This is a genomic window from Sutcliffiella horikoshii, assembly GCF_021991925.1.
Lineage (GTDB): Bacteria > Bacillota > Bacilli > Bacillales > Bacillaceae_I > Sutcliffiella_A > Sutcliffiella_A horikoshii_F.
Window position 1 is genome coordinate 145,875 of sequence record NZ_RXZI01000002.1, and the last position, 15,297, is coordinate 161,171.

Annotated in this window: 13 protein-coding genes; 8 read left to right on the forward strand and 5 right to left on the reverse strand. The window is 43.1% G+C overall.

Annotation, left to right across the window (positions count from 1 at the left end; all coding sequences use genetic code 11):
* The first annotated feature begins 40 nt into the window (after window positions 1-40).
* Both EKQ44_RS06160 and EKQ44_RS06165 read left to right on the forward strand, forming a co-directional pair.
* A complete protein-coding gene (locus EKQ44_RS06160) occupies window positions 41-517 on the forward strand; it encodes a hypothetical protein (protein WP_237662693.1) in 477 nt (158 codons plus the stop codon).
* Window positions 518-590: 73 nt separating this feature from the next.
* Window positions 591-773: a hypothetical protein gene (locus EKQ44_RS06165; protein ID WP_237662694.1), complete on the forward strand. Its 183-nt coding sequence runs from the start codon at window positions 591-593 to the stop codon at window positions 771-773.
* Window positions 774-1,079: 306 nt separating this feature from the next.
* Here EKQ44_RS06165 and EKQ44_RS06170 read toward each other — a convergent pair whose 3' ends face one another.
* Together EKQ44_RS06170 and EKQ44_RS06175 are read right to left on the reverse strand one after the other, a co-directional pair.
* Window positions 1,080-1,811, reverse strand: a complete 732-nt coding sequence (locus EKQ44_RS06170) for a bacteriorhodopsin (protein WP_237662695.1) — start codon at window positions 1,809-1,811, stop codon at window positions 1,080-1,082.
* A gap of 157 nt (window positions 1,812-1,968) precedes the next feature.
* On the reverse strand, window positions 1,969-2,928 hold the full coding sequence (locus EKQ44_RS06175) for a M20/M25/M40 family metallo-hydrolase (protein ID WP_237662696.1): 960 nt from the start codon (window positions 2,926-2,928) through the stop codon (window positions 1,969-1,971).
* 283 nt (window positions 2,929-3,211) lie between these two features.
* Between EKQ44_RS06175 and EKQ44_RS06180 the strand changes: the two genes are divergently transcribed.
* Together EKQ44_RS06180 and EKQ44_RS06185 are read left to right on the forward strand one after the other, a co-directional pair.
* Window positions 3,212-4,081, forward strand: a complete 870-nt coding sequence (locus EKQ44_RS06180) for an SDH family Clp fold serine proteinase (protein ID WP_237662697.1) — start codon at window positions 3,212-3,214, stop codon at window positions 4,079-4,081.
* Between the two features lie 207 nt (window positions 4,082-4,288).
* The gene (locus tag EKQ44_RS06185) at window positions 4,289-5,485 is read left to right on the forward strand and encodes a class I SAM-dependent rRNA methyltransferase (RefSeq protein WP_237662698.1); all 1,197 of its coding nucleotides are present in this window, start codon (window positions 4,289-4,291) and stop codon (window positions 5,483-5,485) included.
* 37 nt (window positions 5,486-5,522) lie between these two features.
* Here the strand turns inward: EKQ44_RS06185 and EKQ44_RS06190 are convergent, their stop codons facing one another.
* Together EKQ44_RS06190 and EKQ44_RS06195 are read right to left on the reverse strand one after the other, a co-directional pair.
* A complete protein-coding gene (locus EKQ44_RS06190) occupies window positions 5,523-6,920 on the reverse strand; it encodes a hypothetical protein (RefSeq protein WP_237662699.1) in 1,398 nt (465 codons plus the stop codon).
* 159 nt (window positions 6,921-7,079) lie between these two features.
* Entirely contained in the window at window positions 7,080-7,424 is a 345-nt protein-coding gene (locus tag EKQ44_RS06195; protein ID WP_237662700.1) for a YflT domain-containing protein, read from the reverse strand.
* Window positions 7,425-7,584: 160 nt separating this feature from the next.
* Between EKQ44_RS06195 and EKQ44_RS06200 the strand changes: the two genes are divergently transcribed.
* Together EKQ44_RS06200 and EKQ44_RS06205 are read left to right on the forward strand one after the other, a co-directional pair.
* Window positions 7,585-8,478, forward strand: a complete 894-nt coding sequence (locus EKQ44_RS06200) for an NAD(P)/FAD-dependent oxidoreductase (RefSeq protein WP_237662701.1) — start codon at window positions 7,585-7,587, stop codon at window positions 8,476-8,478.
* Between the two features lie 346 nt (window positions 8,479-8,824).
* Window positions 8,825-9,517 carry a tryptophan 2,3-dioxygenase family protein gene (locus tag EKQ44_RS06205; protein WP_237662702.1) on the forward strand — a complete coding sequence of 231 codons (693 nt, stop codon included), beginning with the start codon at window positions 8,825-8,827 and terminating at the stop codon, window positions 9,515-9,517.
* Between the two features lie 62 nt (window positions 9,518-9,579).
* Here EKQ44_RS06205 and EKQ44_RS06210 read toward each other — a convergent pair whose 3' ends face one another.
* Window positions 9,580-11,133 carry an ABC-F family ATP-binding cassette domain-containing protein gene (locus tag EKQ44_RS06210; RefSeq protein ID WP_237662703.1) on the reverse strand — a complete coding sequence of 518 codons (1,554 nt, stop codon included), beginning with the start codon at window positions 11,131-11,133 and terminating at the stop codon, window positions 9,580-9,582.
* A 174-nt stretch (window positions 11,134-11,307) separates the two neighbouring features.
* Between EKQ44_RS06210 and EKQ44_RS06215 the strand changes: the two genes are divergently transcribed.
* The gene (locus EKQ44_RS06215) at window positions 11,308-12,339 is read left to right on the forward strand and encodes a S16 family serine protease (RefSeq protein ID WP_237662704.1); all 1,032 of its coding nucleotides are present in this window, start codon (window positions 11,308-11,310) and stop codon (window positions 12,337-12,339) included.
* Between the two features lie 457 nt (window positions 12,340-12,796).
* Window positions 12,797-14,986: a DNA topoisomerase III gene (locus tag EKQ44_RS06220; protein WP_237662705.1), complete on the forward strand. Its 2,190-nt coding sequence runs from the start codon at window positions 12,797-12,799 to the stop codon at window positions 14,984-14,986.
* Window positions 14,987-15,297 lie beyond the last annotated feature (311 nt).

Genomic DNA, 15,297 nt, shown 5'->3' on the forward strand with positions numbered 1-15,297 from the left:
GCAGCATAATGGTTGATATTGTTAAAGAAGGAGCGATCGGATGATATTACTTAATGGGATAAGTGATTCTGGGGGGCAAGATACATTAGTAGATGGAAATCAATTCAAGAGGGTTTGCTACTCCATTGTAACAAATCTAGGGGGCAGGATTTTGTCCTTTCGTGAGCCAGTCGTTGCACAAAACTATTACTATGCAGAAGTAAGTTTCGCCAACGAGGATAGGCTATATATTCTAATAAACAGCAACTATCCCTTCATTGCCTTTACGACATCTCCCGTTCCTTTCAATATGACCTTTGTGGATCACAAGCAACTGACAGTATCTATTAACCAACTTTGCGGCGAGGTATACAGAGTACTTCAACCAGACGAATTATATGAGCCGTTGCGACTGAAGGAAGCTAAAGGAAATCTAGTAGTGGTAAATGAGAATACCCTTAACAAATGGGATTTGTACAACATTAAATACTGGCAACCTAAAACAGTAGGAGATGTTGTATTTAACTACTGGGATTGACGTCTTTCTTTAAGATAATAGGGCGATTACAGCATAGTTGGTCTTAAGAAGTAGCTATTTAGGAGTGAGTTATATGGATAGATTTTTATTTATCTTTGGCATTATTGTATTTTTCCTTAGTTTTATTTTCTTTGTAATGAATTTCTTTTCCGATTTTGAAAGTACTATTATGGTAGGCTCTGTATTAATAATGCTTAATGCAAGTATAGCAATAGGTGTTTCGGAGATTTTAACAAGAACAAAAAACCTAACATAACATTCAATTCTCATTAAACAATCTGAGAGTATTTAAGGAGCTTTAATATAAATTTAAACTTCTCAATTGAATATCACTCATTCAAGTTTTATAAAAACCCCTCCTGAATCTGTTACAATTCAGGAGGATTTTTTATAACCTTTTCGGGAGATATGCAAAAACCATATTAGGTTTTGGTCTGCAATCTAACTGTCTACGTTAAAATCAGTGGTACACACTGTCCTCCAAGACCGCTACTCGGTGGGAATCCCACTCGCTATAGGACACGACCTAGGCTCGGTTGCTCTGCCTATCGACTTTAACCATCTATTGAATGGGCTGGGGTACTCTTGAAGAATTCTTTCCTAACTTCTGCAAACCGAGTAAGTCAATGAGGCTAAAACCGGCTTTGGAGAAGATGGGTAAAAACACAAAAAGTATGGTATCTGTTACTTGGCCAAAGATGTGAACTCCAGAAGGGCCTAGAATCCAGAATGCAGGGTAACCGAACCAAAGTATGGTTAAGTATCCGGCCACAATGAGATAGAAACGGTGTAGCTTACTGCTTTGCGCCATGGCTTTTCGTCTAAGGGGCCACCAGATGATATACATGATAAACATCAGCCCTATCCACCCTAAACCATACCAGAAGTACCTTACTGGAGTGGGAGATAAGTCTGCGATCAGGCCTGTCAAAATCATAAACACATCCGCAGCAATCAGCCCTCCAATTAGCACCTTATCTTTTGGTATATAATGCATCGCGGTAAAAGCTAGCGCCACAAGTAAAAGTGGCGTCGTCACCAACCAGTCTAAATAACGTGCATAATAGGTGACTTTATCTCCTATGGTGACATGGCCCTGCCCCAATGCCATGGCAGAATAAGCAGTTCCAGACCAAGCGACAATAATGAAAGCGATTAGATATTCTGCCCTTGGCAACTTTTTTCTCTTAAACCCCATCATTGCAAAAAAAATTGCAGCAATGAACATGACAGCAACATAAAACCATAAAAGATTAACCTCAATTGGATACATCTCAGTGTACAAATGATTCAACTCGCTTCACCAATATTATATATGGTTATTCTTTCCTGTAATGTCGAGATTATTCTTTTTAATGCTCTAATAAATCCTTGCGGTACCCTGTTTTGCACAAAGAAATGCTCCCCTCTAGGAATCAAACAACCTAAAGGCGAGCATGAAGCAACTCCAATTACTTTTTAGATGTGCTGGTTTTGTCCGTGAACTTCAACAAGTCGATCAAAACTGTGGAGAAAGTGGATAGTCTCTCTTCCAATCTACCAGGGTAGGCTTGTTGAATGAATTCCAATGTGTCATTATTCGTATGCCATATGCCGCCATACTCTTCCGTCTGCTCATATCCATCCAGATCCCCGATCTCCCAGTTTGTTGATTCAAAATAAGCAATTGGGATTCCCGCTTTCTTGAAAGGAGCATGGTCACTCCAATCACCGGTTGTACCTGCAGGGTAATCAGGGTTTAAACCTTCGTTGATGCGTAGGTCCAATTTTTTCTTATCAGCAATCGCAAGGGCTTGATCACGTAAGAACCCTTCCTCCCCAGGACTTCCATGAACATACATATAATCCCCGACTGCCAAGCTGTCCAAATTAATCATTCCAACTGTATTTTGAATATCTTCGGCACTCATTTGACTGACAAAGTAGTTCGACCCTTGCAGTCCGACTTCCTCAGCTCCAAAAGCTACAAACAGGATACTGTAAGGCGTTGGGATCTTTTTCAGTACTTCAGCCGCTTCAAGCATCACCGCGACACCAGAAGCATTATCATCCGAACCCTTCCCTGCTGCCACAGAATCGTAGTGCGCTCCAACCACTAATACTTTTTCGCTTTTTCCTGGTTTAAATGCAACCACATTGGCAGAATCGTACGAGCTTCCTCTGCGTACATAAGAAAACTCCTGTACATTCGTTTCATAACCCATCTTATTGAATTGATCGTTAAGATACGCCTTTGCCTGAGCTTCTTGATCAGAAGCAGCTACACGGGCCCCGATTGTTTCTGATAGGTATTGGGTGTGCTTGTAGGAAAGAGATCCTGTTTTATGTACCAAAGAAGCGCCATTGGCCGCGGAAACCGCTGATACTGCCACCATCCATATTAATGTTGTAACTAACATTATCTTCTTCATATTACGCCCTCCGTATTAATAATTATTAATATACTTGAATAATTATAAGTTAGAAGTTTTATAGTTTCAACAATTTTACAGTCCATAAAAGCAAGATAGGTCTTAATATCTATTTCGCCTATTATTAATTCTATTAATGGAGGCATATTTTTTTATCTTGTTTTATATCTCTTATTTTTTGACGATATTAGTACGGAAGGGCAAGTTCTAAGCTCTATTTTTTCAGCATATACAGATAATAACCCGTGCCTTTGGACAAGCCTATAAAGTGGAGGAAAAATGAATGAGATCACAATATATTAAACCGTTAGAAAGCTTGAGGGACTCCAGCATTATTGTCATGGTTAGTGGTATGTATGAAGATGTTCTGGAACCATTGGCGAGACACTTGGAGGCCATAGAAGAACCTCGGCGGTTATCCCTATTCCTAAGAACTGGTGGTGGTGATACAACCACGTCTTTTAATATAGTAAATATGATCAAGCAGTACGTGGAAGAGTTTGAGATTATCATCCCTACTGTTGCCCATAGTGCAGGGACATTGCTGAGCCTTGGGGCAAGCAGGCTCCTAATGACCAGGCAGGCAAGCTTAAGCCCTTTTGATCCGTCTGTACGCAATGAACGGATAAATAATGGAATGAATATCAGCTGGCGGGACATGAACTATTTTATGTCCAGCGCGAACGGTCATATGAGCAGGAGTGGGATCGATGTTCCAACGCAGCCATTGCATGCGCTTATTGATAGTCAAGTACATCCCCTGCTGATCGGTCATGCCGAAAGAACCGTCTCTCAGATAAGGACCTATGCCCCTCATCTTATCGGGTGTAACAGCAACCGTCCGCCTGAAGAGATCATCCAGCACTTCTTGGAATCCAATACCCATCATAATTACCGGTTCTACCGGGATGAGGTGGAACGAATCGGCCTACCCGTTGTCCACCCCACAAAGGCAGAAGAGAAGCTGATCCTTTCCCTTTTTGACGACATATCTAAAGAGCTGGATTTGAATAACACGGATAATAAGCGTGGGAAAGTGAAGGCCCTGATCGAATCGACTCAATACGGTAAAACCGTCTGTATAAATACCAAGGACTATGAAGGCTGGATCGATGAGAGCGAGCGGTTCGTAAAAGCGAAGAAGTCATCATGATGGTAAAATGCATGCCTCTTGGGATAAATGTTAAAACGCTTGGATAGAGCAAATCCAAGCGTTTTGTTTTTTTCAGGCTGGCAATGTCCTCTCTTTTTCAACACCACCTTCGAAGGGTATTTCTGTTACCCCCCCAACATTCGGCTTTTTTCCTCATTTACGTTATAATACAACCACAATCAAAACCAAAAAAGAATGGATGAAAGCATGCGACAGCAACTGACACTTAAAGTGAAAAATAAATTCGCCAAACAATATAAAAGTGGGTATCCTCTTATCTCAAAGCAATCCCTCCTTAACGGCAATGATTTAAAGGAAGAAGGCACACTCGTAAAACTGGTAGATGAGCAAAACAACTTCCTCGGTAAAGGATACTATGGTAACCAAAACAAAGGGTACGGCTGGATTGTCAGCAAAGACGCCAACGAAGAAATGGATATCCCTTTCTTCCAACGTGCGCTTCAAAAAGCTGTAAACAAACGTTCAGCACTTATGAATTCAGAAGACACTAATGCATTCCGCTTTTTTAACGGAGAAGGCGACGGAATCGGTGGCTTTACCATCGAATACTTTGATGGGTACCTGGTCATTAACTGGTACAGCAAAGGAATCTATTCCTTCAACAAGGAAATTCTTGAAGCTATTGAAGGAATCATCGAGTACAAAGGAATTTATGAAAAGAAACGATTCAACACGGATGGTCAATATGTAGAGGACGATGATTTTGTAAAAGGAGAACGAGCACCATCACCCCTTATCATCAAAGAAAACGGCGTCCATTTTGCTGTGCATTTAAACGATGGTGCGATGGTTGGAATATTCCTTGACCAACGGGAAGTAAGGAAAACCATACGGGATAAATACGCCAAAGGGAAAACGGTCTTAAACACCTTCTCGTATACAGGTGCATTCTCTGTGTATGCAGCATTGGGTGGTGCCGTCAAAACAACAAGCGTAGACCTGGCAAAACGCAGCCTCCCAAAAACGACTGAGCAATTCAACGTAAACAACATAGATGAAAAAACGCAATCCATTTTAGTCGAAGAAGTGTTCCACTACTTCAAATATGCGAAAAAGAAAAACCTGAAATTTGATGTAGTCATCATGGACCCTCCAAGCTTTGCGCGCTCCAAAAAGGTGACATTCCGAGCGGAAAAGGATTACACAAGCCTTGTATCTGATGCCATTGCCATCACGGAAAAGAATGGCCTGATAGTCGCTTCCACCAACGCCGCCACTTTCGGTATGGATAAGTTCAAAGGCTTCATCGACCAAGCCTTTAAAGAAAACAAAGTGAAATACAAAATTGTAGAGGAGTTTTCCTTGCCAGGCGATTTCGCGACAATTAAGGAGTTTAAAGAAGGGAACTACTTGAAGGTATTATTTATTAAGCGAATAGGATAAAGAAAAGGAGTCAGCCTCTCAGCTGGCTCCTTTACATTTAAGACCCGTCCCTCAACATATACTGATAAGACTTAGATTCCTCCACCAACCCCATCTCGAGATAAAGCTTCGATAGCCACTTGATGGAGCGAACATTGGTCGGATCCAACTCCAATTCCCAGTTAAAACACTCCACCGCTTCTGACAGTTGTTTAAATTCATAATATAGTTCTCCAAGTGCGTACATGTTGTCTGGGTCGTCCTTCAGGGTAGCCATCTTCTTTACTTTCATCAGAATGGGGATGCCTGGATATCTTGAGCAATATGGGGTGATCCACTGCTCTGTATAGTCCAGTCCTTTTGACTCAAGTAAGTTCGGCACAAAGGATTGAAACAAGGCCTGAACTTGTTTTGGTGCTATGTCATCATCAAATTGGAAGGTGAGTTCACTCAGCCAATCGGAATTCCCCATCCATTTTACATGGAGCAATGCTTCCTGCAGGTCTGGCAGGTCTTTAGCGGTGACAGGAGCTTTGTTTTTCGTAAGAAGAATTAACAGGTCTTCATACTGATTGGATTTTTTTAATAAACCGAGCAAATCACGATACAGCGATTCATGATGAGTGGGGCGGTTTCTCATGATATAACGGAGGAGGTTCACTTTTTCATCATTTGTGAAATCAGGCGGTAAGTTTGCAATCATATGTTTATAGTAACTGTGGTCATCCTTTTGATGGGTGATAAGTAAGTGTGTATAGACGCAGAGCAGTTCCATTTTCCGGTCTTGTTTTTGCAGTAGTTGCAGCAGTAATGCCATGGACTCGTCTTGTTCTAAATGGTGGTAGCAACATTTCTCCACATATAGCGGATCCTTGGAGAGCAGGGAGGATGGATGGGCCTTATAGAGTGATTGATAGGACTGGTATTGAAGATTTTTGGACATTTCTTGTGCCCATTTGTTGGTTGGATATATGTCTGTTAGGAGATGCAGTAGTTGATAGGTGTGCAGTAGTTGGCCTTCTCTACGATATTGCAAGGCAAGCTCCTTCATTACCCTGGTTATTTTATCTTTTTTCATATAAGTATCGAAAATGGTAAGGATATTGGAAGCTTCAAGTGGCGAATATCGTTTCTGTATTTTTTCCCAAAGCGGAGTCAGGGCAGGAAATGTGTGAATTCGATTATGATGGAGTAGGTAAGTTAAGAATGGATGGTCTGGTGAGAAATGAATGCCTTTTTGTAGAATGGTGCTTAATCGGGATTTTCGCTTCATTTTAGGTGTGGATTTTCCGGTGAGGTAGGATGTTTTATAAAAAAATAAATAATAACATTCTGCGTGATCATGATGATAGGCTTCTATGACTTGAAACCCTTGATACATATATAAGTTTGTAGGTTTAAGGTGTAATTGTTTTTTCTCGTTCTGAATGGTTATCATGGTCGTTTCATTTGTCATCTAATTCCCTCCTAATTGGTCGTACGCCTTTTTTGAGAGACTGCTTATATAGAGTGTAACACGAAAAAGGAAAAAAGAAAAAACGAAGAAGCGGACGACCATGGGCCATCCGCTTCTCTCTATAGTTAAGGGGGGAGTTAAGCTCGTTCAAATTATCGATTAAAATGTTGTGCTGGCTGTTGTATCTTTTACAACTAAAATCACTTTACCGTGATCCAGTTTTTCCTCTAATACTTCCGCTTCTGGAGCTGTAAATCCTAGCTCTTGGAACTGAGCGCGAAGCTCATCGCCTTTGCTGCGGAAAATGTTTTTCACGTAAGTATCCAAACCAACTTGACCGGCGCCAACAGTATTAGCATCAGCGTTGTCAGCTACACGTTTCGTACGGTCATCATCATGAGTGATGACAAAGATATCATCGTCATGAACACCTCTAGTTTTTAGCTCTTGTACTGCTCCTACTACTTGTTCGTCATTTTGAAACTCTTTATAAGTTGGTTTCATTTTTTATCGCCTCCTTGGTTATGTAATAAAGATACCCGGCTGACAGAAAGTGAAACATGCTCTAAAAAATTTTTTTCAATCCACAAATTAAACTTGTTTGATAATACGCCGAAAACTTCAAATACTATAAAGCATATGATGAAAGAATGGAGAGCTTACTGTGGTGTATGACTGTATCATTATCGGGGGAGGTATTGCCGGACTGCAGGCAGCCATCCAACTGGGAAGATATCAACATAACGTGCTTGTTTTGGATGATGGAAAAGGGCGGTCGAGTATCTGTCACTGTTATCACAACCTCTTGGGATGGCCGGATGGGGTAAGTGGAGAAAAGCTTAGGAGCATTGGAAAAGCGCAAGCGGGGAAGCTGGGAGTGCAATTTGAGAATCATCGAGTGGAGGCCGTGCGAAAAGTGGAAGAGCAATTTTGTGTAACCACCACGTCCCAGGAGTACTTAGGAAAAAGACTTTTACTTTCAACAGGAATTAAAGACAATATTCCACACTTTCCAGGCCTAATACCGTGCCTTGGTATTAGTGTATTCGTCTGTCCGGATTGCGATGGGTATGAAATTCTGGATAAGCCAGCCCTTGTGATTGGTTCTGGTAATGCAGGGGCCTCAATGGCGCTGACCCTGACATACTGGACAAGTGCGCTTACCTTTATTAATCACGGAAAAGGGGAAGTTGATGCAAGTTTAAAGGAAAAGTTAGTCGAAAAAAGCATTACACTTCTTTCAGATGAAATAAAGGAAATACATACGGATCATGATTGTTTCAAGGGAGTAACGCTGACAAACGGAGAACGCATCGATTCTTCCTATGCCTTTTTAGCTCTTGGAGGCAACAAGCCGAACACCGAACTTGCTTTGCAGCTGGGAGTGCAGTTGGAAGACAATAAACATATCCTTGTAGATCCTCGCACAAAAATGACCGCTGTGGAGAATGTTTGGGCGGCGGGTGATATAACCGTCCACTCGGAACAAGCGGCAATTGCGATGGGGGACGGCATACAGGCGGCAATCTGGATTCATAAAAGCTTGCTGGAAAATTGATTAGGTCATTATAAAACCTGAAAACCTATCTTTAATATGGTTTCTAGCTGTTGATTGGAGCAATAGGCGAAGACTCCTACGGGGGGATAGCGACAATATTGAGACCCCCGCAGGGCTTAGCCCGAGGATGCTCAAGGTCGCCCCGTGGAAATCAACAGCGCTGTTAACCAAATATTTCATTACTCTTTCAGTGGCTTCAAAGTTAACGGGGTCTCATTTGTAGCTTGACAGTTATTTGTCCGAGTGCGTAACATGAATGTAAGGGGTTACATAAACGTGTGAATGGAAGATAGAAGACATTAGTTGCTAGCGACATTCCATTTATCCGGTATTTGGAGGAGAAGAAATGGAAGAGAAAAAAGTGACAGATTATGAAAAGTATATTCGTACGGAAGAGCTATTAGGCTTACAAAAGGGAGCCGGGGAACTTTCTTGTGATGACGAACTCACGTTTCAAATGATTCATCAAATCGCTGAGCTCCATTTCAAGCTGATCATTCAGTACATTCACTTAGCAGATGCCAATATGCAGCACGGGGAAGTGATGGAGGCAACACAACAGCTCCAAAGGGTGAATATGCACCTTAAACATCTTCCTCCAGTCTTTGATATGGTGAAAGTGATCAGTCCAAGAGATTACCATACTATCAGACTCGCTCTCGGACGTGGAAGCGGTCAGGATTCACCAGGCTTCAATGAAATCCTAAGGCTTGGACCGACCTTATGGGCACCGTTTGAACAGCTTCTGAACGATAAGCAGATGACACCGTTCATGCTGCATAAGGCCGCGAAAGATAATTATGAGCTTTACTTGCTCATGCAAGAATTGATTGCGTTTGATGAAAACTTCCAGACGTTCCGTAAGCACCACATCCAGCTTGTTCGCAGGATGATCGGTTTGAATACGAAAAGCTTGAAGGGAATCCCTGCCCAGGCGTTGGAAAGAGGGGCAAAGTTCGAATTTTATCCCAAGCTTTGGGAAGCAATTTGTGAATTGACGGACTGGACGGGTTCGAGTTACGATCCGAAGCCGTTGTAAAACTACTAAAAGACAAATAAAAGAGCAGCAGGGAATGCCCCATGCTGCTCTTTGTTGTCTCTCTATTGTTTTTGGTCCGCCCATTCTTCCACGTTCCACACCTTTGTCACCCAGTCTTCATAAAAGCTAGGTTCGTGACAGACAAGGAGGATAGTGCCTTTATAGGCTTTGATAGCACGCTTTAATTCCTCTTTCGCTACCACATCCAAGTGATTTGTCGGCTCGTCAAACAGCAGCCAGTTGCTTTCATGCATCATCAGCTTACATAATCTTACTTTGGCTTGCTCCCCACCGCTCAGCTGGCTCAACGGACGGGAGATGTGCTCATTCTTTAACCCGCAACGCGCCAAGATCGCGCGAACCTGATGCTGATCAAGGGAAGGAAACTCGTTCCACACATCATCAATTGGCGTGATATCCTTCGCTTTTACTTCCTGCTCAAAGTAAGAAGGGAAAAGGAAGTCACCGCGGATGACGGAACCGCCAAGAGGATCAATTTTACCCAAAATCGTCTTCAGCAAAGTAGATTTACCAACTCCATTGCACCCGACAATCGCAATCTTATCCCCGCGCTCGATTTCCATCGTAAGCTTTGGTAATAGTGGATCAGCATATCCAATCTCAAGGTCCTTCGCTTCCACCACATAACGGCTGCTTGCACGAGACTCTTTAAACTCAAATGTAGGCTTTGCAGCTGTCTCTGGGCGGTCGATACGTTCCATGCGGTCCAGTTGCTTCTGACGGCTTTTCGCACGGCCCGTCGTGGAGTAACGCGCTTTATTTTTCGCAATAAAGTCTTCTTGCTTCTTAATGAACTCTTTTTGCTTCTCATAAGCGTTAATATGTTGATTTTTATTAATTTCCGCAAGCTCCAAGAACTTTTCATAAGAAGCTGTATAGCGAGTCAGCTTGGAGAATTCCAGGTGGAAAATCACATCCACCACCCCGTTCATGAACTCGGTATCATGCGAGATCAATAGAAAGGCATGCGGGTATTCCTTCAAGTACGAGCTCAACCAGCGGATATGCTCCACATCCAAGTAGTTCGTCGGCTCGTCCAGAAGTAACACTTGCGGCTGCTCAAGCAACAGCTTTGCCAACAGGACCTTTGTTCGCTGTCCACCACTTAGTGCAGCAACGTCACGCTCAAGCCCAATCGCGTCCAAACCAAGACCGCGTGCCGCTTCCTCTACCTTGATATCCAAATTGTAAAATCCACCTGCATCCAAATGGTCTTGAATCTCTCCCATTTGTTCCAAAAGCTCTTCCAACTCTTCCGGAGTGGCCGTTCCCATTTTGTCGGTGATGGCATTCAGTTCTTTTTCTTTTTCATATAAAGGCAGGAATGCATCGCGCAGGACGTCCCTGATCGTTCTTCCAGGCGTCAGGACCGTATGCTGGTCCAAATATCCATAATGTACACCAGGCGTCCACTCCACGCGTCCTGTGTCGTACACGATCTCCCCTGTGATGATATTCATCAACGTCGATTTACCGACTCCATTTGCCCCGACAAGGCCAACATGCTCGCCTGCCAATAGGCGAAGGGAAACATCTTTAAATAACGTACGGTCGCCAAAGCTATGGCTTACCCCATCTATGCTCAATAAACTCATGATTGTATCCATCCTATCTAAAAAAATATCTACTTTTCATCATACTAAAATTTTCTAGGAATGGCTATGTGGGAAATGAAAGAAGTTTCTTCCTCTAATGGCGATTATCTATACTAAAATCTACCAATCTACTATAAAATGAAGAGTAGATAAAAAGGATGGTGGGGGAACCTGATGAAGAGACGGGCACCGTGGATCGTGGTAGTGGTTTTGCTAGTGATTATAGGAAGTGGATTTATTCCGACCGGATATGATGTCCTCTTGGCGGGGGATCCAATAAATTTAGATGAATTCGTCCAATATGAGGGCGGCTCGGAGCTTGATGGGGACTTGGGCATGACCTATGTGGCCAGCCTTGAAAACACCATCTGGCCATTTATGATCATAACGCTACTTCTGGAAGAGGGGGTAGAAATTGTTCCAGCCGTATCAGAAGAACTCGATATGCCAATAGAGGACCTGGACTATCAATATAAACAGATGATGGACCAGTCGAAAATCAAGGCGGAATACATAGCAAGAGGGGTACTTGGCGAGGATCCGAATCTTGAGCTACGCGGCTTCTATCCAGTTCATTTTTTACCGGACTGGGCTGATAAGGATCAGGTAGAGGTAACAGACCTCTTAATTGAACTGGACGGAGAAAAGCTGGAATCATATGAACACTTGGATCAACTGATCGTGGAAAAGGAAGCCGGAGAGGGCACCACGTTAACGCTGCTGCGTGACGGGGAGGCGATCGAAGTCGAGGTAACCACCTACCCGCATAAGGATTACTACGGAAATACGATGCTAGGCGTGTTTTTTGAAGAAGTGTTTGAAACGAGTAAGGACGAAAACATTCAATGGCAAAACATAGAGAATCTCGGCGGGCCAAGTGCCGGCCTGATGATCACCCTCACCCTCCTCGACAAAATGATGGAGGAATCTCTACTCAAAGGAAATGCGGTCGCAGGTACGGGAACCATTACGATTGATGGAGAAGTGGGGCCGATCGGCGGGGTGAAACAAAAGGTGATAGGTGCTGCCAACGCAGGCTTCGACTACTTCATCGTCCCTCAAGATGACGGCTGGGAAAATAACGAAGCGATTGCGAGAAAAACCGTAAAAGAAGAAGAGCTGGACATTACCTTGATTCCAGTGGCCACAATAGAAGACGCTGTGAAAGCCTTGGAGAAGCTACCGAAGAAGAAGGGAAGAGAATAGGGGAGTTACATACTTGTCATTCAAATTGGGGTAATTTTACTAGCAGTATTGTTAGGCTATATATTTGCCAGAGGAGAATACAAAAACTATACAACAGAACAAAAAGAGCAAGTGAAAAAGGAACTAAGAAATCCTATTTTAGTCTTCCACATACTACCCATCATCGGATATTTCCTCTTCTTTATAGGATTTGTACTTGATATTAACGCATTAAAATACCTAGCCTTTCTGTTAACAGGTATAGGTTGGATAATTGAAGGAGCTGACATATGGAAGGCCGATAGTAAAAGGGGGCTTATATTTATATTACTAGGGTCCATAACGTTTCTAATCACGATATTTTTAGCCTTAAAGTTCTTTATGGATTTTTCTCTTCTCTAGCTTTGCCTTCTCTTTTTGACTACCCTCACACAATATGTAAAGATTAGAAGAGAAGAAGCTTGAAAGGATTGTTATTATGCCAAAAACTGTCGTCCTTGCAGAAAAACCTTCTGTAGGTAGAGATATAGCAAGAGTATTAAAATGTACGAAAAAAGGAAACGGATTTTTCGAAGGGGACAAGTATATCGTCACATGGGCGCTAGGTCACCTCGTCACCCTGGCTGACCCAGAAGCCTACGACGCAAAATTCAAAGCGTGGAAGCTTGAGGACTTGCCGATGCTGCCGAACGAAACGAAGCTTGTCGTCATCAAAAATACAAGCAAGCAATATAGTGCGGTGAAAGCACAGCTCACCCGCAAGGATGTAAAGGAAATTGTCATCGCAACAGATGCCGGCCGTGAAGGGGAGCTTGTTGCCAGATGGATTTTAGAAAAAGCCCGCATTCAAAAACCAGTAAAGCGACTTTGGATTTCCTCTGTCACAGACCGCGCCATAAAGGAAGGCTTTGCAAAGCTTCGTGATGGAAAAGAATACGAAAACCTTTATTACTCTGCCGTTGCCCGCGCCGAAGCCGACTGGGTAGTCGGGATGAACGCAACTCGCGCGCTTACCACCAAGCACAATGCCCAGCTTTCCTGTGGAAGGGTCCAGACTCCTACACTCGCCATGATTGCCAAACGGGAAGAGGAAATCAGAAGCTTTGTTCCAAAAGAATTCTTCGGAATGAAAGCCATCACAGAAAAAGGATTCCAGCTGGTTTGGCAAGACGCCAAAACAAAAGAACGAAGAAACTTCAACAAGCAGGCAATGGAAAGCTTGCACAGCAAAGTGAAGAATCAGGATGCAAGGGTAACCGATATTAATAAGACGGAGAAAAAAAGCTACGCTCCTGCCCTTTATGACCTGACTGAATTACAGCGCGATGCCAACCGAATCTTCGGCTACTCTGCAAAAGAGACGTTATCTATTTTGCAACGTTTATACGAACAACATAAAATCGTTACGTACCCAAGAACGGATTCCAGATATATCTCCACTGACATGGTGGATACATTAAAAGAGCGTGTGGAGGCGATTCGTGCACACTCCTACAAGTCGATTGCATCCAAATTGCTCACAAAACCTATTAAAGCGAACAAGTCTTTTGTGAACAATGAAAAAGTGACCGATCACCATGCCATCATCCCGACAGAGGAAGCGGTGCTCTTAAGCAAGCTATCCGACAAGGAGTACAAAATTTACGACCTGATTGTGAAGCGATTCCTTGCTGTACTTTTACCGCCGTTCCTATATGAACAGACAAACATCACTGCCTCTGTTGGTACAGAACAGTTTGTGGCAAAAGGAAAAACGGTTATCTCCCAAGGCTGGAAGGAAGTATTTAGCTCAATGGAGGAACAGGAGGATGGAAGTGACGGACTTTCCGATCAACTGTTGCCGAGCTTGAATAAAGGTGACGTTTTGAAGATCAGGAAGGTTGAACTTACTTCCGGAAAAACAAAGCCGCCTGAGCCATTTAATGAGGGTACATTGCTTTCTGCGATGGAAAATCCGGCAAAGTACATGGAACAGACCGACCAGAAGCTTGTGAAGACACTGGGTGAAACAGGCGGGATCGGAACGGTCGCCACCAGAGCGGATATCATCGAAAAGCTTTTCAACAGCTTCTTAATGGAAAAACGCGGCAAAGGCTTGCACATCACCTCTAAAGGGAAACAGCTGTTGAACCTTGCACCGGAGGACTTGAAATCTCCAGCCCTCACAGGAGAATGGGAGCAAAAACTTGGCATGATCGCAAAGGGGCAGCTGAAAAAAGCAGCATTCATCAATGAGATGAAGGCTTATGCCAAACAGATTGTCCATGAAATAAAAAATACAGACCAAAAGTTCAAGCATGACAACCTGACAGGCAAACGTTGTCCGGACTGCGACAAGCCGATGCTTGAAGTGAACGGGAAAAAAGGAAAGATGCTCGTTTGCCAGGACAGAGAATGCGGGCATCGTAAAAATGTGTCCAAGGTGACAAATGCGCGTTGTCCAAAATGCCGTAAGAAGCTGGAACTGCGTGGGGAAGGGGAAGGGCAAATGTTCGCTTGTGTTTGCGGACACCGCGAGAAATTAAGTACCTTCCAGGAACGCCGCAAGAACAACTCCAACCAGAAAGCATCCAAACGTGATGTGAATCAATACTTGAAGAAACAGAATCAGGACGAGCCGGTGAATACCGCACTTGCGGACGCATTGGCGAAATTGAAGTTGAAATAATGATTGGGACCGCACTCTTTTTAATAGGGGTGCGGTTACTTGATGTTTCGTTTGCCCGATATATCAGGAAATATTTAAGGATATCATGAAAAATCGGAATATATCATGAAATTTATAAATATATCATGAAAAATCACAATATATCATGAAATTTTAAGATATATCGAGAAATATTCCATTATATCAAGAAATCACCTACTTCTCCCTAGGAGCCAGCCACCCACTCACCAAGCTAGGCTTTCACCCAAACAAACCCTGCCGCATAGGCTAAAAGGAATCGCAATTGTAAGATAACCTACCATGGAAAGGGT